Raw genomic sequence first — 24,095 nt, 5'->3', positions numbered from 1 at the left:
GATGATGAATGAATTATTTGGAGAATTTTTGGGAACTTTAATCCTGATTCTTCTAGGAAATGGTGTTGTTGCAGGTGTGGTTCTTCCAAAAACCAAGAGCAACAGCTCAGGTTGGATTGTGATTACTATGGGTTGGGGGATTGCAGTTGCAGTTGCAGTCTTTGTATCTGGCAAACTCAGTCCAGCTCATTTAAACCCAGCTGTGACCATCGGTGTGGCCTTAAAAGGTGGTTTGCCTTGGGCTTCCGTTTTCCCTTACATCCTAGCTCAGTTTGCAGGGGCTATGCTGGGTCAGATTTTGGTTTGGTTGCAATTCAAACCGCATTATGAGGCAGAAGAAAATGCAGGAAATATTTTGGCTACTTTCAGCACAGGACCGGCCATCAAGGATACAGTTTCTAACTTGATCAGCGAAATCCTTGGAACCTTTGTTTTGGTCTTGACAATTTTTGCTTTGGGGCTGTACGATTTTCAGGCAGGTATCGGAACCTTTGCAGTGGGGACTTTGATTGTCGGTATCGGTCTATCACTAGGTGGGACAACAGGTTATGCCTTGAACCCTGCGCGTGACCTTGGACCTCGTATCATGCACAGTATCCTTCCAATTTCAAACAAGGGAGACGGAGACTGGTCTTATGCTTGGATTCCTGTTGTGGGACCTGTTATCGGTGCAGCCTTGGCAGTGCTTGTATTCTCACTTTTCTAGTTTATACTCTTCGAAAATCAAATTCAAACCACGTCAGCGTCGCCTTACCGTACTCAAGTACAGCTTGCGGCTAGCTTCCTAGTTTGCTCTTTGATTTTCATTGAGTATTAGAAAACAATTATGATGATAGAGCTTGAGATGGAAATCTCAGGCTTTTTTCTTTTGAAATAGACATAGAAAAACCGCATAATCCTTAAAATAAGCTGAAATCTATTGAAAACATACGGTAAACAATTGAAAAAATACTATATAAAGTGGTACAATGGTAGAAAAATAAGCTAGTAAGAATCACTCTTATTTAGCAAAAATTACAGAAATGAATGGTTTTTCTTGATGAAACAGAGAAAAGAATTGTACCTTTTTCTTGGTCGGACAGCCTTGTATTTTCTTATCTTTCTAGGGCTGCTTTACTTCTTTAGCTATCTTGGTCAGGGTCAAGGAAGCTTTATCTATAATGAATTTTAACTTGAAGGAGAATTCCTATTGTGTCAAATAAACCAATAGTAGATATGATTGAAACCATTGAGCATTTTGCTCAGATACAGCCTAGCTATCCTGTTTACAATGTTTTGGGTCAGGAACACACTTATGGCGATTTAAAGGCTGATTCGGATAGTTTGGCTGCAGCCATTGACCAACTAGGATTGCCTGAGAAGTCTCCTGTGGTCGTTTTTGGTGGCCAAGAATATGAAATGTTGGCAACTTTTGTAGCCTTGACTAAGTCAGGACATGCCTACATTCCAATTGATAGTCATTCGGCCTTGGAGCGAGTTTCGGCTATTTTAGAAGTAGCGGAGCCAAGTTTGATTATTGCTATCTCAGACTTTTCATTGGAGCAGGTTTCTACACCGATGATGACTCTAGCTCAGGTTCAAGAAGCCTTTGCTCAAGGGTCTAGATATGAGATCACGCATCCAGTCAAGGGAGATGATAACTACTACATCATCTTTACTTCTGGTACAACTGGTAAGCCAAAGGGAGTGCAGATTTCACATGATAACCTCCTCAGCTTTACCAATTGGATGATTACGGACAAGGAATTTGCGACGCCAAGTCGTCCGCAAATGCTGGCTCAGCCACCTTATTCTTTTGACCTGTCTGTCATGTACTGGGCTCCGACCTTGGCATTAGGTGGTACGCTCTTCGCTCTTCCTTCAGCTATTACTCAGGACTTTAAGCAACTCTTTACGACCATCTTTTCATTGCCAATCGCTATCTGGACATCAACCCCTTCTTTTGCAGATATGGCCATGTTGTCTGAAGACTTTAATAGCGAAAAAATGCCTGACATCACGCATTTCTACTTTGATGGTGAAGAATTGACGGTCAAAACAGCTCAAAAACTACGTGAGCGTTTCCCCAATGCCCGTATTATCAATGCTTACGGCCCAACAGAAGCGACAGTGGCCCTGTCCGCAGTTGCCGTGACAGATGAGATGCTAGCGACTCTCAAACGCCTACCAATCGGTTATACCAAGGCTGATTCTCCAACCTTTATCATTGACGAGGACGGCAATAAATTGCCAAATGGCGAACAGGGAGAAATCATTGTTTCTGGACCAGCCGTTTCAAAAGGTTATATGAACAATCCTGAAAAAACAGCGGAAGCTTTCTTTGAGTTTGAAGGACTGCCAGCCTACCACACAGGCGATGTGGGAACCATGACAGATGAGGGCTTGCTTCTCTACGGCGGACGCATGGACTTCCAGATTAAGTTCAACGGTTACCGCATTGAGTTAGAAGATGTCTCGCAAAACCTCAACAAGTCTCGTTTTATCGAATCTGCTGTTGCTGTTCCACGTTATAACAAGGATCATAAGGTGCAAAATCTGTTGGCCTATGTCATCTTAAAAGATGGTGTGCGTGAGCAGTTTGAGCGAGATATTGATATTACCAAGGCTATCAAGGAAGATTTAACAGATATCATGATGTCCTACATGATGCCGTCTAAATTCCTTTATCGAGACAGTCTGCCACTGACTCCAAATGGAAAAATTGACATCAAAGGATTGATTAACGAGGTGAATGAGAGATGATGGAGTTCTTTCAACAGCTTCCTCATTTAGAGCCATATGGCAATCCTCAGTATTTTGTCTATGTGATTGCTGCAACCTTGCCCATCTTTATCGGCCTCTTTTTCAAGAAACGCTTTGCCTGGTATGAAGTGCTGGTTAGCCTCTTCTTTATTGTCACCATGTTGGTAGGTGGGAAGACCAATCAGTTGGTTGCCTTGGGTATTTACCTTTGCTGGGAAATATTGCTCGTACTCTTCTACAAGCACTATCGAAAAAGTAAGGATGGCAAGTGGGTCTTCTACCTAGTTAGCTTTCTATCCCTCCTTCCGATTATCTTTGTCAAGGTGCAGCCGGCTATCAATGGAACGCAGTCTTTGCTTGGGTTCTTGGGAATTTCTTACCTGACCTTTCGTTCGGTTGGAATTATCATCGAGCTGAGAGATGGAGTGATTAAGGATTTTACCTTCTGGGAATTCCTCCGCTTTCTTCTATTTATGCCGACTTTTTCAAGTGGCCCAATCGATCGCTTTAAGCGTTTTAATGAAAATTATCAGACCATTCCTGAGCGAGATGAGTTGATGGATATGCTGGATGAATCTGTTCGCTATATCATGTGGGGCTTTTTGTACAAGTTTATCTTAGCTCATGTTTTAGGAGAGACCTTGTTGCCTCCTTTGAAGAATTTAGCCTTGCAGTCAGGTGGTTTCTTTAATCTCTATGCCTTGGCAGTTATGTATACCTTTGGTCTGGAACTTTTCTTTGACTTTGCAGGTTATTCTATGTTTGCCTTAGCCATTTCAAATTTGATGGGAATTCGTAGCCCTATCAACTTTAACAAGCCCTTTTTATCAAGGGATTTAAAAGAGTTTTGGAATCGTTGGCACATGAGCCTCTCTTTCTGGTTCCGTGACTTTGTCTTTATGCGAATGGTGATGGTGTTGACCAGAAAGAAGATCTTTAAAAATCGTAATGTAACCTCAAGTGTGGCCTATATTGTAAATATGCTGATTATGGGATTTTGGCATGGTGTGACCTGGTACTATATCGCCTATGGACTCTTTCATGGGATTGGACTGGTTATCAATGACGCTTGGATTCGTAAGAAAAAAACGCTCAATAAGGAACGGAAAAAAGCAGGGAAAGCTGCTCTACCTGAGAATCGCTGGATTCAGTTGCTTGGCATGGTTGTCACCTTCCATGTCGTCATGCTGTCATTCTTAATCTTTTCTGGATTTTTGAATGATTTATGGTTTAAAAAATAAAAGGAAATAAAATATGGATATCAAATCAGAAGTTATCGAAATTATTGATGAGTTGTTTATGGAAGATGTTTCTGACATGATGGATGAAGATCTTTTTGATGCAGGTGTCTTGGATAGTATGGGAACGGTTGAGTTGATTGTGGAGATTGAAAACCGTTTTGACATTCGTGTCCCTGTGACAGAGTTTGGTCGCGACGACTGGAATACAGCTAATAAAATCATAGCTGGTATTGTGGAGCTACAAAATGCTTAAACGCTTATGGATGATCTTCGGACCGGTCTTGATAGCTGGTTTGTTGGTTTTTCTGCTCATTTTCTTTTATCCTACTGAGATGCATCATAATCTAGGAGCTGAAAAGCGTTCAGCGGTGGCTACTACTATCGATAGTTTTAAGGAGCGAAGTCAAAAAGTCAGAGCACTATCTGATCCAAATATGCGTTTTGTTCCCTTCTTTGGCTCTAGTGAATGGCTTCGTTTTGACGGTGCTCATCCTGCGGTATTAGCTGAGAAATACAATCGATCCTACCGTCCTTATCTTTTAGGACAGAGGGGAGCTGCATCGCTTAACCAGTATTTTGGAATGCAACAGATGTTGCCACAACTGGAGAATAAACAAGTTGTGTATGTTATCTCACCTCAGTGGTTCAGTAAAAACGGCTATGAGCCAGCAGCCTTCCAGCAGTATTTTAATGGAGACCAGTTGACCAGTTTTCTGGAACATCAATCTGGAGATCAGGCTAGTCAATATGCGGCGACTCGCTTACTACAGCAGTTCCCAAACGTAGCTATGAAGGATTTGGTTCAGAAGTTGGCAAGTAAAGAAGAATTGTCGACGGCAGACAATGAAATGATTGAATTATTGGCTCGGTTTAATGAACGCCAAGCTTCCTTTTTTGGTCAGTTTTCAGTTAGAGGCTATGTCAATTATGATAAGCATGTAGTTAAGTATTTAAAGACCTTGCCAGACCAGTTTTCTTATCAAGCCATAGAAGATATTGTTAAAGCAGATGCTGAAAAGAATACTTCCAATAATGATCTGGGAATGGAAAATTATTTCTATAATACGCAGATCAAGAAGGATTTGAAGAAATTAAAGGACTCTCAGAAAAGCTTTACCTATCTCAAGTCGCCAGAGTATAATGACTTGCAGTTGGTTTTAACACAGTTTTCTAAATCTAGGGTAAACCCGATTTTTATCATTCCACCTGTTAATAAAAAATGGATGGACTACGCTGGTTTACGAGAGGATATGTACCAACAAACGGTGCAGAAGATTCGCTACCAATTAGAAAGTCAAGGTTTTACCAATATAGCAGATTTTTCTAAGGACGGCGGGGAGCCTTTCTTTATGAAGGACACCATTCACCTTGGTTGGTTAGGTTGGTTGGCATTTGATAAGGCCGTTGATCCCTTCCTATCCAATCCCACCCCAGCTCCGACGTACCATCTGAATGAGCGCTTTTTCAGTAAAGACTGGGCGACTTATGATGGAGATGTCAAGGCATTTCAATAGATAATAGTATAGAAGAGTTCAAGGATGAAACTAGTTTTCACGTTTTTTCTTGACTCTTTTTTTGGTTGTGATATAATTAACCAGTAAATAATTTTTCAAAGAATAGTATTTTTCTTTTAAAAAAGAGAAGTCTAAAAGGAAAGGAGTCAGATATGAGACAGCTAGCGAAGGATATCGATGCTTTTTTGAATGAGGTGATTTTACAGGCAGAAAACCAACATGAAATCCTAATAGGTCATTGTACTAGCGAGGTAGCTCTGACCAATACCCAGGAGCATATCCTCATGCTCTTGTCGGAGGAATCTTTAACAAATTCAGAGTTGGCTCGTCGTCTCAATGTCAGTCAGGCGGCAGTTACCAAGGCCATTAAGTCTTTGGTCAAGGAAGGGATGTTGGAAACATCTAAAGATCCTAAGGATGCGCGTGTGATTTTTTATCAGTTGACTGATTTGGCTCGTCCAATCGCTGAGGAGCACCATCATCACCATGAGCATACACTTTTAACCTATGAACAAGTGGCGACTCAGTTTACTCCAAATGAACAAAAAGTGATCCAGCGGTTTTTGACTGCTTTAGTAGGAGAAATCAAATAATGAGATATATTACGGTAGAGGATTTATCCTTCTATTATGATAAGGAGCCCGTTCTTGAACATATCAATTATAGTGTTGATAGTGGGGAATTTGTTACCTTGACGGGGGAAAATGGGGCGGCTAAGACGACACTCATCAAGGCCAGTCTTGGAATCCTCCAGCCACGCATTGGAAAGGTGACCATTTCAAAGACAAATACGCAGGGTAAGAAATTGAGAATAGCTTACCTTCCTCAACAGATTGCCAGTTTTAACGCTGGTTTTCCAAGTACGGTTTATGAATTTGTCAAGTCGGGTCGCTATCCGCGAAAAGGCTGGTTCCGTCGTTTGAATGCTCATGATGAGGAGCATATCAAGGCTAGTTTGGACTCAGTTGGTATGTGGGAACACCGAGACAAACGCTTGGGGTCTCTATCTGGGGGACAAAAGCAGCGAGCGGTGATTGCTCGTATGTTTGCTTCGGACCCAGATGTGTTTATCCTAGATGAGCCGACAACGGGGATGGATGCAGGAAGTAAAAATGAATTTTACGAACTTATGCACCACAGCGCCCATCATCATGGCAAGGCTGTTTTGATGATTACCCATGACCCTGAAGAAGTTAAGGATTATGCGGACCGCAATATTCATCTAGTCCGTAACCAAGACTCGCCATGGCGTTGTTTCAACGTTCATGAGAATGATCAGGAGGTGGGCCATGCTTAGTTTGTTATCTTATGACTTTATGCAACGTGCCTTTCTGGCTGTTATTGCCATGAGTCTTTTCTCGCCAGTTCTTGGAACCTTCCTTATCTTGCGCCGTCAGAGTTTGATGAGTGATACCCTCAGCCACGTCTCGCTTTCGGGTGTAGCCTTTGGGTTGGTCCTAGGGATTTCTCCAACTGTTTCTACTATTGCTATTGTCTTGATTGCGGCGGTCTTCCTGGAGTATCTCCGTACGGTTTACAAGAGCTTTATGGAAATCGGGACAGCTATCCTCATGTCAACAGGTCTGGCTGTTTCTCTGATTGTCATGAGCAAGGGAAAAAGCTCTAGTTCTATGAGTTTGGACCAGTATCTTTTTGGTTCAATCGTGACGATTAGCGAGGAGCAGGTTATTTCCCTCTTTGTCATTGCGGCGGTTGTCTTGATTTTGACCTTCCTCTTCCTTCGTCCGATGTACATTTTGACCTTTGATGAGGATACGGCCTTTGTGGATGGCTTGCCAGTTCGTACCATGTCTATTCTTTTTAACATGGTTACAGGAGTGGCTATTGCCCTTATGATTCCTGCAGCAGGAGCTCTTCTGGTATCGACCATCATGGTCTTGCCAGCTAGTATTGCCCTGCGTCTGGGGAAAAACTTTAAATCGGTTATGCTGCTTGCCAGTGCGATTGGATTTTTGGGAATGGTAGCAGGACTTTACATTTCCTACTATGCAGAAACACCTGCAAGTGCAAGTATTACTATTATTTTTGTAACTGTTTTCTTGCTCATTAGTTTAGTAAGACGTTTTATCAAATAGGAGACTAAGATGAAAAAAATTAGCTTATTACTAGCCAGTCTATGTGCCTTGTTTTTAGTGGCTTGTTCCAATCAAAAGCAGGCAGATGGCAAACTAAATATTGTGACAACCTTTTACCCTGTCTATGAATTTACCAAGCAAGTCGCAGGAGATACTGCTAATGTAGAACTCCTCATCGGTGCTGGTACAGAACCCCATGAATACGAACCGTCTGCCAAGGCAGTTGCCAAAATCCAAGACGCAGATACCTTCGTTTATGAAAATGAAAACATGGAAACATGGGTCCCTAAATTGCTAGATACTTTGGATAAGAAAAAGGTGAAAACCATCAAGGCGACAGGCGATATGTTGCTCTTGCCAGGTGGTGAGGAAGAAGAGGGAGACCATGACCATGGAGAAGAAGGCCATCACCATGAGTTTGACCCCCATGTTTGGTTATCACCAGTCCGTGCCATTAAACTTGTAGAGCACATCCGTGATAGCTTGTCAGCAGATTATCCTGATAAAAAAGAGACCTTTGAGAAGAATGCGGCTGCCTATATCGAAAAATTGCAAGCCTTGAATAAGGCTTATGCAGAAGGCTTGTCTCAAGCTAAACAAAAGAGCTTTGTGACTCAGCACGCAGCCTTTAACTACCTTGCTTTAGACTATGGGCTCAAACAAGTCGCTATCTCAGGACTTTCTCCAGATGCAGAGCCATCAGCTGCACGTCTGGCAGAATTGACAGAGTACGTCAAGAAAAATAAAATTGCCTATATCTACTTTGAAGAAAATGCCTCACAAGCCCTTGCTAACACACTTTCAAAAGAGGCAGGTGTCAAAACAGATGTCCTTAATCCTTTAGAAAGTCTGACAGAAGAAGATACCAAGGCGGGAGAAAATTATATCTCTATCATGGAGAAAAACCTCAAGTCTTTGAAACAAACAACGGACCAAGAAGGCCCAGCAATTGAGCCTGAAAAGGCAGAGGATACCAAGACAGTTCAAAATGGTTACTTTGAGGATGCAGATGTCAAGGACCGCACCTTGAGTGACTATGCAGGTAACTGGCAATCAGTTTATCCTTTCCTTGAAGATGGCACTTTTGACCAAGTCTTTGACTACAAGGCTAAGTTGACTGGTAAGATGACCCAAGCTGAGTACAAGGCTTACTATACAAAAGGCTATCAGACGGATGTCACTAAGATCAACATTACTGATAATACTATGGAATTTGTTCAAGGTGGACAAAGTAAGAAATTCACCTACAAGTATGTCGGCAAGAAAATCTTGACTTACAAGAAAGGCAATCGTGGAGTACGCTTCCTCTTTGAAGCCACAGATGCTGATGCTGGACAATTCAAGTATGTTCAGTTTAGTGACCACAATATCGCCCCAGTTAAGGCAGAACATTTCCATATCTTCTTTGGAGGCACAAGCCAAGAAGCCCTCTTTGAAGAAATGAACAACTGGCCAACCTACTATCCAGATAACCTATCTGGCCAAGAAATCGCCCAAGAAATGTTGGCGCATTGATGAAAAAACCGACTAGTTCATAAGAGCTGGTCGGTTTTTGGGGTACTAGATGGTAATACTCTTCGAAAATCTCTTCAAGCCGCGTTAACGTCGCCTTGCCGTGCGTATGGTTACTGACTTCGTCAGTTCTATCTGCAACCTCAAAATAGTGTTTTGAGCTGACTTCGTCAGTTCTATCTACAGCCTCAGAGTAGTGCTTTGAGCAGCCTGTGGCTAGCTTCCTAGTTTGCTCTTTGATTTTCATTGAATATAACTTCATTATAGACCTTTCAGATACCTAAGGCACTTTAAAAAAATAAATAAAACTCTTGAAATATCTGGACCTGTATGTTAGAATAAAATTGATAGGCAAGGTTCATTAGAACACCAAAGCCCTTAACTATGGCCGTAGTTAAGGGCTTTTTTGACGTATCTTAGCGATTTAACGGGTGTTGATAGGCTAGTCATTCGGTCTACTTCTTACCATCTAGCCATTTGCAGACGAAATACAAGATAATTCCTGCTATGACGTCCGCTACAATAGTAAGAACGAGCTCTGGGGCAAGGTTCATTAGTTTCACCTCCTCTCACGAACCGTAAGGAACGTAATCGGTAACCGATGACAAAAATAGTATATCACATTAAATTTAGATCATCAACATTGCTTAATGCTTGAAATATTAGGACTTATATGCTAGAATGTAGTTAGTGTATAAGGTTCATTAGAACACCAAAGCCCCTAACTAGTGCCATAGTTAAGGGCTTTTTTGACGTATCTTAGCGATTTAACGGGTGTTGATAGGCTAGTCATTCGGTCTACTTCTTACCATCTAGCCATTTGCAGACGAAATACAAGATAATTCCAGCTATAACATCTGCTATAATAGTAAGAGCAAGCTCTGGTATAAGGCTCATTAGTTTCACCTCCTCTCACGAACCCATAGGAACGTAATCGGTAACCGATGACAAAAGTATTATACCACACTAAATTTAGATCATCAAGGTCACTTAATGCTTGAACTATTGTAGATTATATGCTAGAATATAGTTAATTGATAAGGTTCATTAGAACACCAAAGCCCCTAACTATTGCCGTAGTTAAGGGCTTTTTTGACGTATCTTAGCGATTTAACGGGTGTTTATAGGCTAGTCACTCGGTCTACTCCTTACTATCTAGCCATCTGCAGACGAAATACAAGATAATTCCAGCTATAACATCCGCTACAATAGTAAGAGCGAGCTCTATGATAAGGCTCATTAGTTTCACCTCCTCTCACGAACCCATAGGAACGTAATCGGTAACCGATGACAAAAATAGTATATCACACTACATTCAGATCATCAACATTGCTTAATTCTTGAAGTATGGCAGCTTGTATATTAAAACTAACTTACGTTGTGAGTAAAATTGCTATATATAACAACTCTCTTCATTAACTTGAAGGATAAAACATTATATTAAAAACATTTGTCACAAACAGATTTACATTAGCTCAATATCTGTCTGTTTCCAGTTTGACTCTTAATTGTTTAAAATAGAAATAAGGGTGGTCTGGAAAGAACTAGCATGGTGCGCTTAATTCCTTACCAGTTATTTTAGCAAGGATTAGACGACAATGTGACAATTCACCTCTAATTATTGACATTTCAGGAAAAATCGCAGTAAAAACGGCACAGCCTTCTTTAAATGTGCTATAATACTAGAAAAATACTTGTGGAGGTTCCATTATGGCAATATTTTTCATGATTTTTCTGATTGTTTGTGTGCTCCTATTGCTGATAGTCACACTGAGTACAGTTTATGTGGTTCGTCAGCAGTCGGTGGCGATTATTGAACGCTTTGGGAAATACCAAAAGGTTGCCAATAGCGGTATTCATATTCGCTTGCCTTTTGGGATTGACTCGATTGCAGCTCGGATTCAGTTGCGCTTGTTGCAAAGTGATATTGTGGTTGAGACTAAGACCAAGGACAATGTGTTCGTTATGATGAATGTAGCGACCCAGTACCGTGTCAACGAGCAGAGCGTGACAGATGCCTACTATAAACTTATGCGTCCAGAATCTCAGATTAAATCTTATATCGAAGACGCTCTTCGCTCTTCTGTTCCAAAATTAACCTTGGATGAATTGTTTGAGAAAAAAGATGAGATTGCCCTTGAAGTTCAACACCAAGTGGCGGAAGAAATGACAACTTACGGTTATATTATCGTGAAAACCTTGATTACTAAGGTGGAGCCAGATGCAGAAGTTAAGCAATCCATGAATGAAATCAATGCGGCGCAACGTAAGCGGGTCGCAGCGCAAGAATTGGCAGAAGCCGATAAGATTAAAATCGTCACTGCAGCTGAAGCCGAAGCAGAAAAAGACCGCCTTCATGGTGTGGGGATTGCCCAACAACGAAAGGCGATTGTGGATGGATTGGCAGAGTCTATCACCGAACTCAAGGAAGCCAATGTTGGCATGACAGAAGAACAAATCATGTCCATCCTCTTGACCAACCAGTATTTGGACACTTTGAATACTTTTGCTGCAAAAGGTAATCAAACGATCTTTTTACCAAATACACCAAATGGTGTAGATGATATCCGTACACAAATCTTGTCAGCCCTTCGCGCTGAGAAGAAATAATAGATTAAAGAGCTTGGCAACAGGCTCTTTTTGTATTACGTTTGTTAAGAAAAACAAAGAACATTGATATACATTTAACTAAAAATTATTGTATATTGTCTACTTTAATTAGGAATGATAAGGGAATAACTAGAAAGATTTGTGAATACAGACTATTTCTGATATACTAAATATACAGTAATAATGAATGATGGGAGATGGGATGAAAGAATTTCAATTTGAGAGAAAGCAGCGTTTTTCTTTGAGGAAATATGCAATAGGAGCTTGCTCAGTCTTGCTAGGAACGAGTTTATTTTTTGCTGGTATGGGTGCTCAACCCGTACAGGCTGCAGAAACGACTTCAACACTAATTTCAAGTCATTATTTGGATGAGCAGAATTTACCTGAAAAGCTGAAATCTGAGTTGCAATGGTTTGAAGAAAATAAGATTGAGGTAAAAGAGGGGAAAGAATACTATTTTGTCTATCGAAAATTGGCTACAAGATTACCAGAAACAGGTCTGTTTTCTAATGATGGGATGTTTATCTTGGGGGCAGGATTATTATTGCTTTCCTTCACTTTAATCAAGAGAAAAAAGGGAGCGTCTTACTTCCTTGTGAGCGTCTTTGCTGTTGGTGGATGGGGAGTATCCATCTCTGCTTTAGAAAATCTGGTAGAATTGCAACCAGCCCTTGTTAAGAGAGTAGAAGGTCAGTTTTTACCAAGTCCTGAAAGAGTTCAAGGATATGAATTTACGGGATATTATTTGGTAAGAGATAGTGGTAGCAAGGAACTTACTGTTGATAAGGTAGAGTCGCCAGCATTATCTCAAAAGGAGGAAAGTTCAGAACTTCAATCTAAGAAGATTGTACCACAGACTGTATTTCATTTTAGCTCGACTGAAGATTTTGTGCAATCTCCTCAACCATCCTACGCAGTTGAGAAAATTGTTGAAGCTCCTGTAAGCAAACAAGCTCCTGATGAAATTGTGCCCATAGGGACTAAGGAGGAAGTTGCAGGAAATCCCCAAGTAGAACAACCGAAAGCAGAAGATAATAGTGATTATAAAACAAGTCCTGAGGAAGGTGTGTTAAATGCCACAGTAGAGAAACCAGAATTGCTAGTCACTACAGAGGAGGTTGCTTTCCAAACGATAGAACAAGAAGATGCAACCTTAGCTAAAGGGCAAACTAAAGTTGTTCAAGAAGGTGTTGTTGGTGAACGCACCACCTATACGGAAGTCACTATCGTTAACGGGGAAAAATCTAGCAAAGTTATAGAAAATATAATCACAAAAGAACCGGTGAACAAGGTGATTGCAGTTGGGACTAAGGAAGAAGTTGGACCAAAATCTGAGGAAAGTAGACCAGTTCAACCTGAAAAAACTCCAATAGTAGAGAATGAAACAGAGAAAAAACCAGCTGATGGAATAGGACAACCAACACCAGGAGCAGAAGAAACGCCGGGCGAGAAACAAACACCTGACAAACCCGAAGCCGAGCCGAAGCAACCAGAGCTAGCAAGCCCAGCCGTGGAATCAGGGGGCGAGGAGAATCAAACTCTTGCCCAACAAGGTACTGGGTCCAATCAACCATCTAAAGAAACTGCTGAGACCAAAGATTCTGAACCAGCAAGCCCAGCCGTGGAATCAGGACGCGAAGAAGATCAATCTCCTGCGGAACAAAAGGGTGAGGAGAACCAGCTGGAGAATCCAGTTGAGGGGGCAAAAGATGCTGGTGAGTCTGCCCCACAAGAAACCCAAAAACAACCAGAACAAACGGCTCCATCTCCAGAGGTCAACCCAAGTCAAGGAAATGAACCAGCTCCAGCTGTTCAGCCTGAACCTTTAGCTCCCCAAGAGCAACCAACTGTCCCAAGTCCAGTAATGAAAGAAAAAGTACTGGACTATAAAACAACATATAAAGCTTCACCAGCCTTAAATTACAAAGAGCAACGAGTAGAAGTAGCAGGCGAAAATGGTAAGGAAGTGACAACTACTTCTTACAGTTTTGATGAAAGTACTGGGAAAATAGTAGAAAACACTTCAACAAAGATAGAAAAACATCCAGTAGATAGAGTTGTTAAGGTTGGAAATGTAGAAGAAACAACCTCAACAACCAAAAGAGGTGAACAGTTTGTCGCGGATGAGTCACTTGATAAAGGTGTCAAAGAAGTCAGAAATCAAGGTCAGGACGAAGAAACGACAACAATAAAAGTTTACAAAGTAAATGAACAAACAGGAGACTTGACTGAACCAGATGTAACGACAAAAGTCGCTAAGCCAATGCAAGCGAAAATAACGGCAGTAGGAACAAAACCAACAGTTCAATCACAAGAAATTCCTTTTAAGACAATTTATAAAGCATCGCCAGATTTAAGTTACAATGTGCAAGAAGAAGAAACACCAGGTGAAAAAGGGCGTACAGTATCAACTACAAAATACACAGTAAATCAAGAAACAGGAGCTATCTCAGAAGCAACTACAACAGAAAACACTCCAGCTAAAGACAAAATAGTAAAAGTTGGAAATGTGGAAAAGATAGTGTCACCTATAGAAATCACTGAGTTGAGAAAAGATAACCCTGAACTTCCAAAAGGAAAAGAAGAGGTTGAAGATGCAGGTGAGCAAGGGGAAACAACCGTCACTAAAACTTATGAAGTTAATCCGGAGACAGGAGAGTTAACAAATCCAACAGAAAAAACTGAAACAACTAAAGCTATGCGACAAAAAGTAATCTTGGTTGGTACTAAAGAAGACAAACCACATCTATTGCCAGAAAATAGCGAGTTAGAAAATGCGGTGGATGTGACGGAAGCTAGTAGAGAAATGAAGTCTGTAGACTTGTTGACAAATGAGAAGTTAAAAGCGCAGTTAGCTCCATCAGATATAGAAATAAATCGAGATTTCTTCTTAAAACGAAACGAATTACGAAAAACTAATCCAAATATAACAGAGTCTGAAGTAAAAGAAATTCTACGAAAAGAATATCTTGAAAAATTATCGATTAAAGAAACACTCGATGCGACTAAAACAGATTTAGAAGCTAGTTTGAAAAAAGTTGCGGCGCATACCTTGAGTATTTTAGGTGACAATCAACAAAATAGAGAAAAAGTAAAAGGTGATATTGAAGCTAATAAAGAGAAAATATTACTAGGGTTATCCTATATCAATCGTTTTTATAATATTGATTTTGGAGATACCAATATTCGTGATATTCTAGCTTATAATCCAAGTTCATTTGGTAAGAAAGAGGTTACTTCTCTAGATTGGTTAAAACACCTTGGTTCTATGAGTTATGATGAATTAAGATTAACTAATAGTCCAAAAACATTTGCGAAATACTTTAGTAAAATAACAAATAAGACTACGCTATTAGATTTCTTAGACTACAATAGAATGACATTTACTGATATGGATGGGGATACGTGGTTGAAGAAAGCGACTAAAGCTATCATAGTTGAAAAATCATCGAAAGAAAAACCTGATGAAAAGGTAGACTTATATACAAAATTAACTACTCCTCCTGAGAAATATGGAGCTGAAAATCTTCAAATTGAAAGTAGAAGACAACAAAATGTAGCTACATTATTAGGTTTGGTAAATATTAAAGAACCAAGCGTGTATGCTATAACTAACATAGCGACGGTAACCTACGGAAACATCGGAACGTATATGGATACTTCTTTAAAGAAAACAAATAAAGCTAAGTATACCGAAGAGCTTAATAAGGTTAAAGAATTGATAGAATTAACTGCGACAAGACAGGCTAATTATGTTGACACTTTATACAGAATAACAAAAGAAGAAAATCGTTCTAAATTAGTTACAAGTAGAGTGATTGTAGATACGATGAAAAAATATACGCCTAATGAGTTTGCTGGAATAGCGACAACATGGTCTAAAGAGTCAGGTCCTACAGCAGATAAAGGGGTTAAGGACTTTATGACGCCATTAGGGCTATATTCACCATCGCAAAATGTAGGTGCAGAAGCGAATGGAGTGGGTGTCCGTTACTTCATAGATAGAGTTCTGGATGATAGAGGTTCAGCGACTTACTCTCACGAAATGACGCATTTATTAGACAGAACAGTACTGTTTAATAATCATGGTCGTCGAGATGGTACAGCGGCAGAGTTTTATGCTAGAGGAATCTTCGAGAATTCATACACACCAGAGACAGATACATATTTCAACTTAAACTTCGTTTACGATGAAAGTAAGAAAAATGGCTTTTACAACAAAACACCAGATAGATTCAAAACAGCTGCAGATTTGAAATCTTATATGCATGGAAGTTTTGATGTGTTATATAGTTTAGATTATTTAGAAGCGGAAGCAACAAAACAACTTTCAGCGGCAGATAAAACTAAATACTTCAAGAAAATAACTCCGATTACTTCAACTGGGACTAGAACACCCGTAACATACACAAATCCAGCAGTTCAAGCTACGCACAAGAGTGAAAAAATCTCAGAAATCACACTGGCAGAAGCGGAAAAACTAACGGATATCAATAGCTTGATTGATAATAATATTTTAGTGAACCGTTACATTATAAAAGGATTTACTGATAAAGGTACTATTCAAGCTAATGGATATTATTTAGTGGATATGTTTGATACCATTTATGGTGTTAGTCAAAATGACACTGGTATGAGTGGGGACATCACCTTTAGAAAACAAGCATTTGAATTGATGGCTGCTTTGGGCTATTATGAAGGATTTGTACCTTATGTGTCAAATCAATACAAACAAGCAGCAGAGGCTGAGAACAAGCCTCTATCTGATACTTACATTTTCAATAAAATTTTGAATGGTAAGAGCTATGCTGAGTTCAAAAAAGCACAGTTCAAGGAAAGAGTAGCTAAGATTGATCAATTGAAACCTTTGACAATCCAATATGAAGGTCAGCAAATAAGTCTGACAAGTCAGAAGTTAAGTGAATTGATGCAGAAAGCTGTCCAAGAGGAGTTGAAACAGATTAAGGCAGGCAAAACAACTGCTAGCACCTATAGCTTTATCGAAACCCCAGTTCAAAAACTGAAAAAAGCAATTTATAAAGCTTATCTCAAAGATTCAGATGACTTTAGACAGTCGATTTACAATAGTTAAGACAAAAGGGACATCTCTCTGGAATGAACATTCAGAGAGGTGTTTTTTGCGCTCTTGTAAGATTTGACCTTATTTCTTAAAAATGACAGTTTGCTTGAATATGGAGTGATTTTCAGACTTTTCCACAAATTATAGAATCTTTTCTGAGTATTTAGGGAGTGATAGAGGAAGTCTTGAAAGCGCTTTTGTTTTATGCTATAGTCAAGTAAATCGAGTCGTTTAAAGAGGAATGTTTGTATGAGAAGAGAAGAAGTTTTACGAAATCACTGGTTTTTTAGCCAAGAGGTGGGGAAAGAAGAAGCCTTGGCACCGGATTTTCAGAGGGAAAATTGGCAGGCCATTCAAGTGCCGCATGACTGGAGTATTTACAATGATTTTGACCATTATTCCCCAGCGCAAAATGAGGGTGGCCAGCTAAATGGGGGTCAGGCCTGGTATCGGACACAGTTTTACTTGGAAGAAGATGCCAGTCTTGTATCGGTGCGTTTGTTGTTTGACGGGGTTTACATGAATGCCCAAGTCTATATAAACGGGCAAGTGCTGGGCTATTATCCCAATGGCTACACACCTTTTTCTTATGATATCACGCCTTATCTAAGAAATGATGGGACGGCCAACCAGCTTGCGGTTTTTGTGGAAAATCAGCAACCTAGCAGTCGTTGGTATTCGGGTAGTGGTATCTACCGAGAAGTAAAATTGTTGATTACAGATGCAGTTCATCTGGATTTGTATGGGATTAAGATAGAAAGTCCCAAGCTAAAGGAACAAAGAGATGGATGGGTGGAGACTCAGCTTACAAGTAAGGTTTCAAATGATGGACCTCAGTCTGTGTCGGTGTATTTGAAACAGGGTATCTGGTATGATGGACAACAGGTTTCAGACTGGCAGGCAACAGACTCTGTAGTGATTGAAGCTGGGGACAAACATCATTTCCAACAAGCAATATCAATTTTTCAACCCTTGCTTTGGGATATTGATCATCCTCACCTTTACCAATTGAAGACTCGCCTTTACAAAAATGGCATTTTGGTTGATGAAGAAGAGGAGACTTTTGGTTACCGTTGTATGGATTGGCAAGCGGATAAGGGCTTCTTTCTAAATGGTCGCTGGTTGAAGATTCATGGAGTTTGTCTGCACCATGACTATGGATCTCTGGGAGCTGTGGAAAATAGGTCAGCTGCTGAGAGACGCTTGCGCCAGATGAAAGAAATGGGAGTCAATGCTATCCGAATTACCCACAATCCAGCCAGTAGCATTTTGCTGGATCTAGCTGCCAAAATGGGCTTACTCATCCAAGAAGAAGCCTTTGATACCTGGTATGGAGGCAAGAAAGAATATGACTATGGTCGCTTTTTTGAGGAAGAAACGACTCACCCAGATGCGAAAGCAGGCGATTTCTGGTCAGATTACGATTTGCGCATCATGATTGAGCGTGGTAAGAACAATCCAGCCATCTTTATGTGGTCCTTAGGAAATGAAGTTAGTGAAGCAAATGGCGATGCCCATTCATTGAAAACTATCAAACGCTTGCTAGAAAGGGTTAAGGAGGTTGATGATAGCCGTTTTGTGACCATGGGAATGGATCAGTTCCGTTTTGGAGATGGGTCTGGAGGTCATGAAAAGATTGCTGATTTGCTGGATGTGGTGGGCTTGAATTACTCGGAAGATAATATTGACGCGATTCGCAAAAGACATCCCAAGTGGCGACTTTACGGCTCTGAAACCTCATCGGCTACCCGAACGCGTGATAGCTATTTTCGTCCAGATAAGGAATGGGTTGGGGATAATCGCCGCGTGCGGAATTTTGAACAGTCAGACTATGGCAATGATCGGGTTCCTTGGGGGAAGACAGCGACGGCTTCTTGGATAGCAGATAGAAATCGGCTAGACTATGCGGGTCAGTTTATCTGGACAGGAGTGGACTATATCGGTGAGCCGACTCCTTGGCACAATCAAAATGACACGCCTGTAAAGAGTTCCTATTTTGGGCTTGTGGACACAGCAGGGATTCCTAAAAATGATTATTATCTCTATCAAAGTCAGTGGGTGGACGTAAATCAGCATCCCATGGTTCATATCCTGCCCCACTGGAATTGGGAAATCCACAAGAGTTATCAACAAGTTGTGGATAAGTATGGGGGTATCCCTGTTCGAGTGTATTCAAATGCTGGTTCTGTAGAGCTATTTCTAAATGGAAAATCCAAAGGCAGGAAGACTTTTCAGGAAAAATGGACTTCAGATGGCAGAAAATACCAAGAGGGACAAGGTTATGCCCAGCTCTATCTTGAATGGCGTTTGCCCTATCAACCGGGAGAATTGCGTGCTGTGGCCTATGACCGTCAAGGTCAGCTTGTGGCAGAAGATAGGGTGGTGACTGCAGGTAAGCCAGCCAAAATCGGATTACATGCCGAAAAAACACAACTTAAACCAGATGGACAAGACCTCCTTTATCTCTATTTTGATGTATTGGACAAGGATGGAAATTGGGTGCCGACTGCTTCCAATCAGATTCATTTTAAAATTGAGGGCCCTGCTCGCATTGTGGGTGTGGATAATGGCAGGCAGGCCAGTCGTGAACGTTACAAGGCTCAGAAAAATGGTCGGTTTAAGAGGAAAGCCTTTCATGGCAGAGGTGTCCTCTTAGTTCAGAGCTTAGAGCAGGTAGGTCAAGTGAGAGTAAAGGCTAGTGCTAGAGGACTAGAGCCAGCAAGTTTTGATTTAGTGGGAGAGGATTTGGCTACCCAACCAGTGAAAAATAAGCGCTTATTTGAGATTCGAGTGGACAAGCAGGCAGGATTACAAGAAGGAGATTCCCCAGCTATTGGACTTTATCCACAAACTGTGGATAACCCTGTGAACAAGGTGGGGAATAGTGAAGTGATTTGGGAGACAAGTGGTAGTGCCCATGCTATTATAAAGCAGGGAGTACTTCATTGCTTGTCTGCAGGAGACTTGGTTATCAGTGCTATTTATCAAGGGAAAACCTATCAAACTCATTTGCAGGTCGCAGAAAATACCTCACTAGGGCAGGCAGTTTCTGTACGACCACTTCGCTTGTATACAGCTAAGGGGACTTATCCACAGCTGCCATCTTCAGTCTTGGTGGACTATGAGTCTGGCGATGCAAAACGAGTCAAGGTTGTTTGGGAGGAGATTCCTGAAGAAGATTTGGCAAGATTTCATGAGTTTACGGTATCTGGCCAGCTAGAGGGTTTGGATTTAAAGGCTTCTGCTCAGATTTGTGTCCAAGGGATTTGCGCTATTGAGCCTGAAAGGGTTTGGACGCTTGTCAAGGAAGTCCCACATTTACCAGACCGAGTCAAGCTAGTCTTATCAGATGGCAGAAGAGATACGGCCAAGGTGACTTGGGATGAACTCGACCCTCAAGTCTATGCTCAGGTAGGAGAATGTGTGCTCACAGGGCAAGTAGCGGGCTGTGAGTTGCCAGCAACAGTCACCATTCATGTGACAGATGCCAGTGTAGATGGGGAAGTTATTTCCAATCAGTGGACAGGGTCCAACCTGCCTCTGGTCTTTGCTTCTCACTCAGAGCCAAATCACCCAGCCTCTTACCTCAATGACAAGGTCATTGCTCGGAAAAAATCGACAGCCAATACTTGGATTACCAAGTCAGAGCAAGCCAGCGTGGGCATTCTTTTTGGAGATGCAGGGATTTTAAAACCGCGATTTGTGGATAACCTGACCTTGTATTATGTTGAAAATCAAGAATATGTGGCGATGGAGCCTACTTTTATTGATTATTATGTAGGGAATGAGCCTGCCTTGCCTCGGACTCCAAATCATTTGGATAAGGATTCCCTGCTCAAGCAAGAGGAGAATTGGCAACCTGTATCAGGCATTCGAAAAGTGTCAAGCGACAAGGATGAGGAGCTTCGTTTTGAATTTGACAAGGTGGAGACTTATGCCCTTCGTCTTCGATTTGAAGGCTTGAGCAGTCCTCTAGCGTTAACAGAATTGCAAGTGTATGCAAAAAAAGTAAAGAAAAATGTAGATAGGAAGTAATATGGTAAGAGAAATAAAACCGCATGGCCCCTTGCCTAGTCAGGCCCAGCTAGCTTATTTAGAGGATGAACTAGCAGCATTTATACATTTTGGGCCCAATACCTTTTATGACCAGGAATGGGGGACAGGTCAGGAGGATCCTGAACGCTTTAACCCGACAAGGTTAGATGCGCGTGAGTGGGTTCGTGTGCTCAAGGAAACGGGCTTTAAGAAGTTGATTTTGGTGGTCAAGCACCACGACGGCTTTGTCCTCTATCCGACAGCTCACACAGATTATTCGGTCAAGGCCAGTCCTTGGAGGAATGGAGAAGGGGACTTGCTCCTTGAAGTATCCCAAGCTGCCACAGAGTTTGATATGGATATGGGGGTCTACCTATCACCCTGGGATGCCCGCAGTCCTCTCTATCATGTGGAGCGAGAGGCGGACTATAATGCCTATTATCTGGCTCAGCTGCAGGAAATCTTATCAAATCCTGCTTATGGTAATGCAGGAAAATTTGCTGAGGTCTGGATGGATGGTGCCAGAGGAGAGGGTGCTCAAAAGGTCAATTATGAATTTGAAAAATGGTTTGAAACCATTCGTGAACTGCAGGGCGATTGCTTAATTTTTTCAACAGAAGGCACCAGTATACGCTGGATTGGCAATGAACGAGGGTATGCAGGTGATCCCCTGTGGCAAAAGGTGAATCCTGACAAACTAGGAACAGAAGCAGAGCTGGACTATCTTCAGCACGGAGATCTCTCGGGCACGATTTTTTCAATCGGTGAGGCAGATGTTTCTATCCGGCCGGGCTGGTTTTACCATGAGGATCAGGATCCTAAGTCTCTTGAGGAGTTGGTCGAAATCTACTTTCACTCGGTGGGGAGGGGCACACCTCTCTTACTCAATATTCCGCCGAATCAAGATGGGCTCTTTGATGCAAAGGATATTGAACGACTTTATGAATTTGCGACCTATCGCAATGAGCTCTATAAAGAAGATTTGGCTCTGGGAGCTGAGGTATCTGGTCCAGCTCTTTCCGCAGACTTTGCTTGTCACCATCTGACAGATGGCCTTGAGACCAGCTCTTGGGCAAGCGATGTAGGCTTGCCTATCCAGTTAGAACTAGACTTAGGATCTCCTAAAACTTTTGATGTAATTGAGTTAAGAGAAGATTTGAAGCTAGGGCAACGAATCGCTGCTTTTCATATGCAAGTAGAGGTGGATGGTGTCTGGCAGGAATTTGGCATGGGCTTTACAGTTGGTCATAAGCGCCTCTTGCGAGGTCCACTAGTAGAGGCACAGAAGGTGCGCGTGATGATTACAGAGTCACAGGATTTACCTGTATTGACCAAGATTTCCCTCTATAAAACTCCTGGATTATCAAAAAAAGAAGTTGTTCAGGAACTAGCATTTGCAGAAAAAAGTTTAACTGTGACAAAGGGAGAGGCTCTTCATTTTAGGATTGAACGTAGCGAAAGTGGCTCCTCTTTAGAGGCTAAGATTTCGATTCAACCGGGGACAGGTGTGCATGGTGTCGCCTATCAGGATGAGATTCAAGTCCTTCAATTCCAAGCAGGGGAAAATAAAAAAGATTTGTGCCTACCAACTCTGCACTTTGCTGCTGATAAGACCTTAGATTTCTATCTGAATCTGACTGTTGATGGACAACTGATTGATCAAGCTCATATTTTAGTTGAAACGAGATAAAATATCTTCACAATTCATTTCCTTTTCGAATAAATAGATAGAACCATCGAATCTAGCAAAATTAGATTTAAAAATATGGTATAATAGAAGGAGGAAATGGATGACTTTAAGACATCCGGGCATTAGCCCGACCAATGATTTGGTTGCTAAGAAAATCTTTAGCAACCCAGAAATCACTTGTCAGTTTATCCGCGATATGTTGGACTTGCCTGCCAAAAATGTAACCATTTTGGAGGGGAGCAATATTCATGTACTACCTTCCCTGCCTTATTCAGCCCAAGATTTCTACACTAGCATAGATGTCTTGGCGGAGTTGGATAATGGTACGCAAGTTATTATTGAGATTCAGGTTCATCATCAGAATTTTTTCATCAATCGCCTATGGGCTTACCTATGTAGTCAGGTTAATCAAAACCTAGAAAAAATTCGCCAACGAGAAGATGATACCCACCAGAGTTACAAACATATCGCACCAGTATACGCTATCGCAATCGTGGACAGCAATTACTTTTCAGATGATTTGGCCTTCCACAGTTTCAGCATGCGAGAGGACACGACAGGTGAGGTCTTAACCATCACAAACAATGGACAAGAAAACCATCTAGTCAAGATGGCATTCTTGGAACTAAAAAAATACAGAGAAACCAGCAAAGACAAGGTTCGTAAACCATGGTTGGAGTTTTTCGGGAATAAGCCCTTTACCCAGCAACCCGAGCGAGCCATCAGCCAAGCAGACCAACTGCTAGACTACAAGAGCTGGTCCGAGGAGGACAGGAAGATGTTTAGCCAACTACGTATGCGAGAAGAACAGGCCTTGTTAGCGCAGGACTATGCCTTGGAAACAGCTAGAGCGGAAGGCATTGAAGAGGGATTAAAAGTAGGTCTAGTAAATCTCGCTCGCCAAGGTCTGCTGCTATCTGAGGTTGCCAGTCAGCAGTTGGGTATGACTGTGGCTGAGTTTGAGGCATTGCTGTAAATAGGAACAGATGACATGTTGCCAGAATGAGGTAGCATGTTTTATTTTAGCTTTAGTTGTTAGTTGCAACAGGCAGACCAGCCAGAGAATGCTAACACTTTTAGGTCGTAATTAGGATGTGGAAGTCAGTCATATTTCTACGGTGAGGCGACTCTGGCGTATTTTGCCTTTGAATTTTAAGAGAATAGTGCATATGAGAGATAGGGTCTGGTTCTGTTGGGCTCTGCTAGAAAGCTATTAGAGAATCTGGGCATTTAACTGATAGGTTCTCTTTTTTGGAAGAAAAAAAGCTAAAAACCTAAAAATTTTTGTATATTTATTTTACGAATGTTTTGTTTAAAAATAGTAGAATAGTTCCTTTTAGGTATCAAAGTTATCTGCTTTTCAAAATAAAAAGATTTTATCCAAATTCATTTCCGAATTTCAGGTTTTAACACAATATAATAACATGCAGAAAACCAAAATATTTTCCTGATTTTAAAGTTAAAAAATTCATAATTTTGGTTATAAAAACGAACAAATTGTGAAAATTGTCTGAAAATGTTTTTTTTTTTTTAGTAAATTTGATGAGCATTTAGTTTGCATATATATCACTTATC

General features: G+C 41.1%; 15 protein-coding genes. All 15 read left to right on the top strand.

Translation table 11 applies throughout. The annotated features are described in order from the left end of the window. Position 1 precedes the first annotated feature (1 nt). The 15 genes from OC529_RS08995 to OC529_RS08925 all read left to right on the top strand — a co-directional run bounded on the left by OC529_RS08995 (position 2) and on the right by OC529_RS08925 (position 23,496). A complete protein-coding gene (locus OC529_RS08995) occupies positions 2–706 on the top strand; it encodes an MIP/aquaporin family protein (protein ID WP_000980823.1) in 705 nt (234 codons plus the stop codon). 333 nt (positions 707–1,039) lie between these two features. Further along, positions 1,040–1,171 carry a teichoic acid D-Ala incorporation-associated protein DltX gene (locus OC529_RS08990; RefSeq protein ID WP_000813667.1) on the top strand — a complete coding sequence of 44 codons (132 nt, stop codon included), beginning with the start codon at positions 1,040–1,042 and terminating at the stop codon, positions 1,169–1,171. 20 nt (positions 1,172–1,191) lie between these two features. Beyond that, positions 1,192–2,742, top strand: coding sequence for a D-alanine--poly(phosphoribitol) ligase subunit DltA (gene dltA, locus OC529_RS08985; RefSeq protein WP_173212891.1), 1,551 nt, complete (start codon positions 1,192–1,194; stop codon positions 2,740–2,742). Further along, entirely contained in the window at positions 2,739–3,983 is a 1,245-nt protein-coding gene (dltB, locus tag OC529_RS08980; RefSeq protein WP_173212889.1) for a D-alanyl-lipoteichoic acid biosynthesis protein DltB, read from the top strand. The genes dltA and dltB overlap by 4 nt, the downstream gene beginning before the upstream one ends. Positions 3,984–3,996: 13 nt before the next feature. Continuing rightward, the gene (gene dltC, locus OC529_RS08975; protein WP_000351967.1) at positions 3,997–4,236 is read left to right on the top strand and encodes a D-alanine--poly(phosphoribitol) ligase subunit DltC; all 240 of its coding nucleotides are present in this window, start codon (positions 3,997–3,999) and stop codon (positions 4,234–4,236) included. After that, positions 4,229–5,497 (top strand): D-alanyl-lipoteichoic acid biosynthesis protein DltD, encoded by a 1,269-nt coding sequence (dltD, locus tag OC529_RS08970; protein ID WP_262081977.1) that lies wholly within the window; start codon positions 4,229–4,231, stop codon positions 5,495–5,497. Before dltC ends, dltD begins: the two co-directional genes overlap by 8 nt. Before the next feature lie 152 nt (positions 5,498–5,649). Next, positions 5,650–6,090, top strand: a complete 441-nt coding sequence (gene adcR / locus OC529_RS08965; RefSeq protein ID WP_001249308.1) for a zinc-dependent transcriptional regulator AdcR — start codon at positions 5,650–5,652, stop codon at positions 6,088–6,090. After that, complete coding sequence (locus tag OC529_RS08960) at positions 6,090–6,794, top strand: metal ABC transporter ATP-binding protein (protein ID WP_001269496.1); 705 nt, start codon at positions 6,090–6,092, stop codon at positions 6,792–6,794. The genes adcR and OC529_RS08960 overlap by 1 nt, the downstream gene beginning before the upstream one ends. Further along, entirely contained in the window at positions 6,787–7,593 is an 807-nt protein-coding gene (locus OC529_RS08955; RefSeq protein WP_000950038.1) for a metal ABC transporter permease, read from the top strand. Before OC529_RS08960 ends, OC529_RS08955 begins: the two co-directional genes overlap by 8 nt. Positions 7,594–7,602: 9 nt before the next feature. Then, complete coding sequence (gene adcA / locus OC529_RS08950; protein WP_262081976.1) at positions 7,603–9,108, top strand: zinc ABC transporter substrate-binding lipoprotein AdcA; 1,506 nt, start codon at positions 7,603–7,605, stop codon at positions 9,106–9,108. A gap of 1,722 nt (positions 9,109–10,830) precedes the next feature. After that, positions 10,831–11,715 (top strand): SPFH domain-containing protein, encoded by an 885-nt coding sequence (locus OC529_RS08945; protein WP_050390559.1) that lies wholly within the window; start codon positions 10,831–10,833, stop codon positions 11,713–11,715. A gap of 202 nt (positions 11,716–11,917) precedes the next feature. Further along, positions 11,918–16,807, top strand: coding sequence for a ZmpA/ZmpB/ZmpC family metallo-endopeptidase (locus tag OC529_RS08940; protein ID WP_262081975.1), 4,890 nt, complete (start codon positions 11,918–11,920; stop codon positions 16,805–16,807). 237 nt (positions 16,808–17,044) lie between these two features. After that, positions 17,045–20,830 carry a sugar-binding domain-containing protein gene (locus tag OC529_RS08935; RefSeq protein WP_262081974.1) on the top strand — a complete coding sequence of 1,262 codons (3,786 nt, stop codon included), beginning with the start codon at positions 17,045–17,047 and terminating at the stop codon, positions 20,828–20,830. A gap of 1 nt (position 20,831) precedes the next feature. Next, positions 20,832–22,520, top strand: a complete 1,689-nt coding sequence (locus OC529_RS08930; protein ID WP_262081973.1) for an alpha-L-fucosidase — start codon at positions 20,832–20,834, stop codon at positions 22,518–22,520. A 100-nt stretch (positions 22,521–22,620) separates the two neighbouring features. Further along, positions 22,621–23,496 (top strand): Rpn family recombination-promoting nuclease/putative transposase, encoded by an 876-nt coding sequence (locus OC529_RS08925; RefSeq protein ID WP_262081972.1) that lies wholly within the window; start codon positions 22,621–22,623, stop codon positions 23,494–23,496. The last annotated feature ends 599 nt before the right edge of the window (positions 23,497–24,095 follow it).

This window comes from Streptococcus sp. Marseille-Q5855 (genome assembly GCF_946901985.1).
Taxonomy (GTDB): domain Bacteria; phylum Bacillota; class Bacilli; order Lactobacillales; family Streptococcaceae; genus Streptococcus.
Note: the sequence above shows the minus strand (reverse complement) of the source record. Positions and strands in the feature narration are given on the sequence as shown.

Bases quoted from the DNA above. Each gene is read 5' to 3' on its own strand.
- OC529_RS08995 (WP_000980823.1), top strand. From the start codon at position 2: ATGATGAATGAATTATTTGGAGAATTTTTGGGAACTTTAATCCTGATT.
- OC529_RS08990 (WP_000813667.1), top strand. From the start codon at position 1,040: ATGAAACAGAGAAAAGAATTGTACCTTTTTCTTGGTCGGACAGCCTTG.
- dltB (WP_173212889.1), top strand. From the start codon at position 2,739: ATGATGGAGTTCTTTCAACAGCTTCCTCATTTAGAGCCATATGGCAAT.
- dltC (WP_000351967.1), top strand. From the start codon at position 3,997: ATGGATATCAAATCAGAAGTTATCGAAATTATTGATGAGTTGTTTATG.
- dltD (WP_262081977.1), top strand. From the start codon at position 4,229: ATGCTTAAACGCTTATGGATGATCTTCGGACCGGTCTTGATAGCTGGT.
- adcR (WP_001249308.1), top strand. From the start codon at position 5,650: ATGAGACAGCTAGCGAAGGATATCGATGCTTTTTTGAATGAGGTGATT.
- OC529_RS08960 (WP_001269496.1), top strand. From the start codon at position 6,090: ATGAGATATATTACGGTAGAGGATTTATCCTTCTATTATGATAAGGAG.
- OC529_RS08955 (WP_000950038.1), top strand. From the start codon at position 6,787: ATGCTTAGTTTGTTATCTTATGACTTTATGCAACGTGCCTTTCTGGCT.
- adcA (WP_262081976.1), top strand. From the start codon at position 7,603: ATGAAAAAAATTAGCTTATTACTAGCCAGTCTATGTGCCTTGTTTTTA.
- OC529_RS08945 (WP_050390559.1), top strand. From the start codon at position 10,831: ATGATTTTTCTGATTGTTTGTGTGCTCCTATTGCTGATAGTCACACTG.
- OC529_RS08940 (WP_262081975.1), top strand. From the start codon at position 11,918: ATGAAAGAATTTCAATTTGAGAGAAAGCAGCGTTTTTCTTTGAGGAAA.
- OC529_RS08935 (WP_262081974.1), top strand. From the start codon at position 17,045: ATGAGAAGAGAAGAAGTTTTACGAAATCACTGGTTTTTTAGCCAAGAG.
- OC529_RS08930 (WP_262081973.1), top strand. From the start codon at position 20,832: ATGGTAAGAGAAATAAAACCGCATGGCCCCTTGCCTAGTCAGGCCCAG.
- OC529_RS08925 (WP_262081972.1), top strand. From the start codon at position 22,621: ATGACTTTAAGACATCCGGGCATTAGCCCGACCAATGATTTGGTTGCT.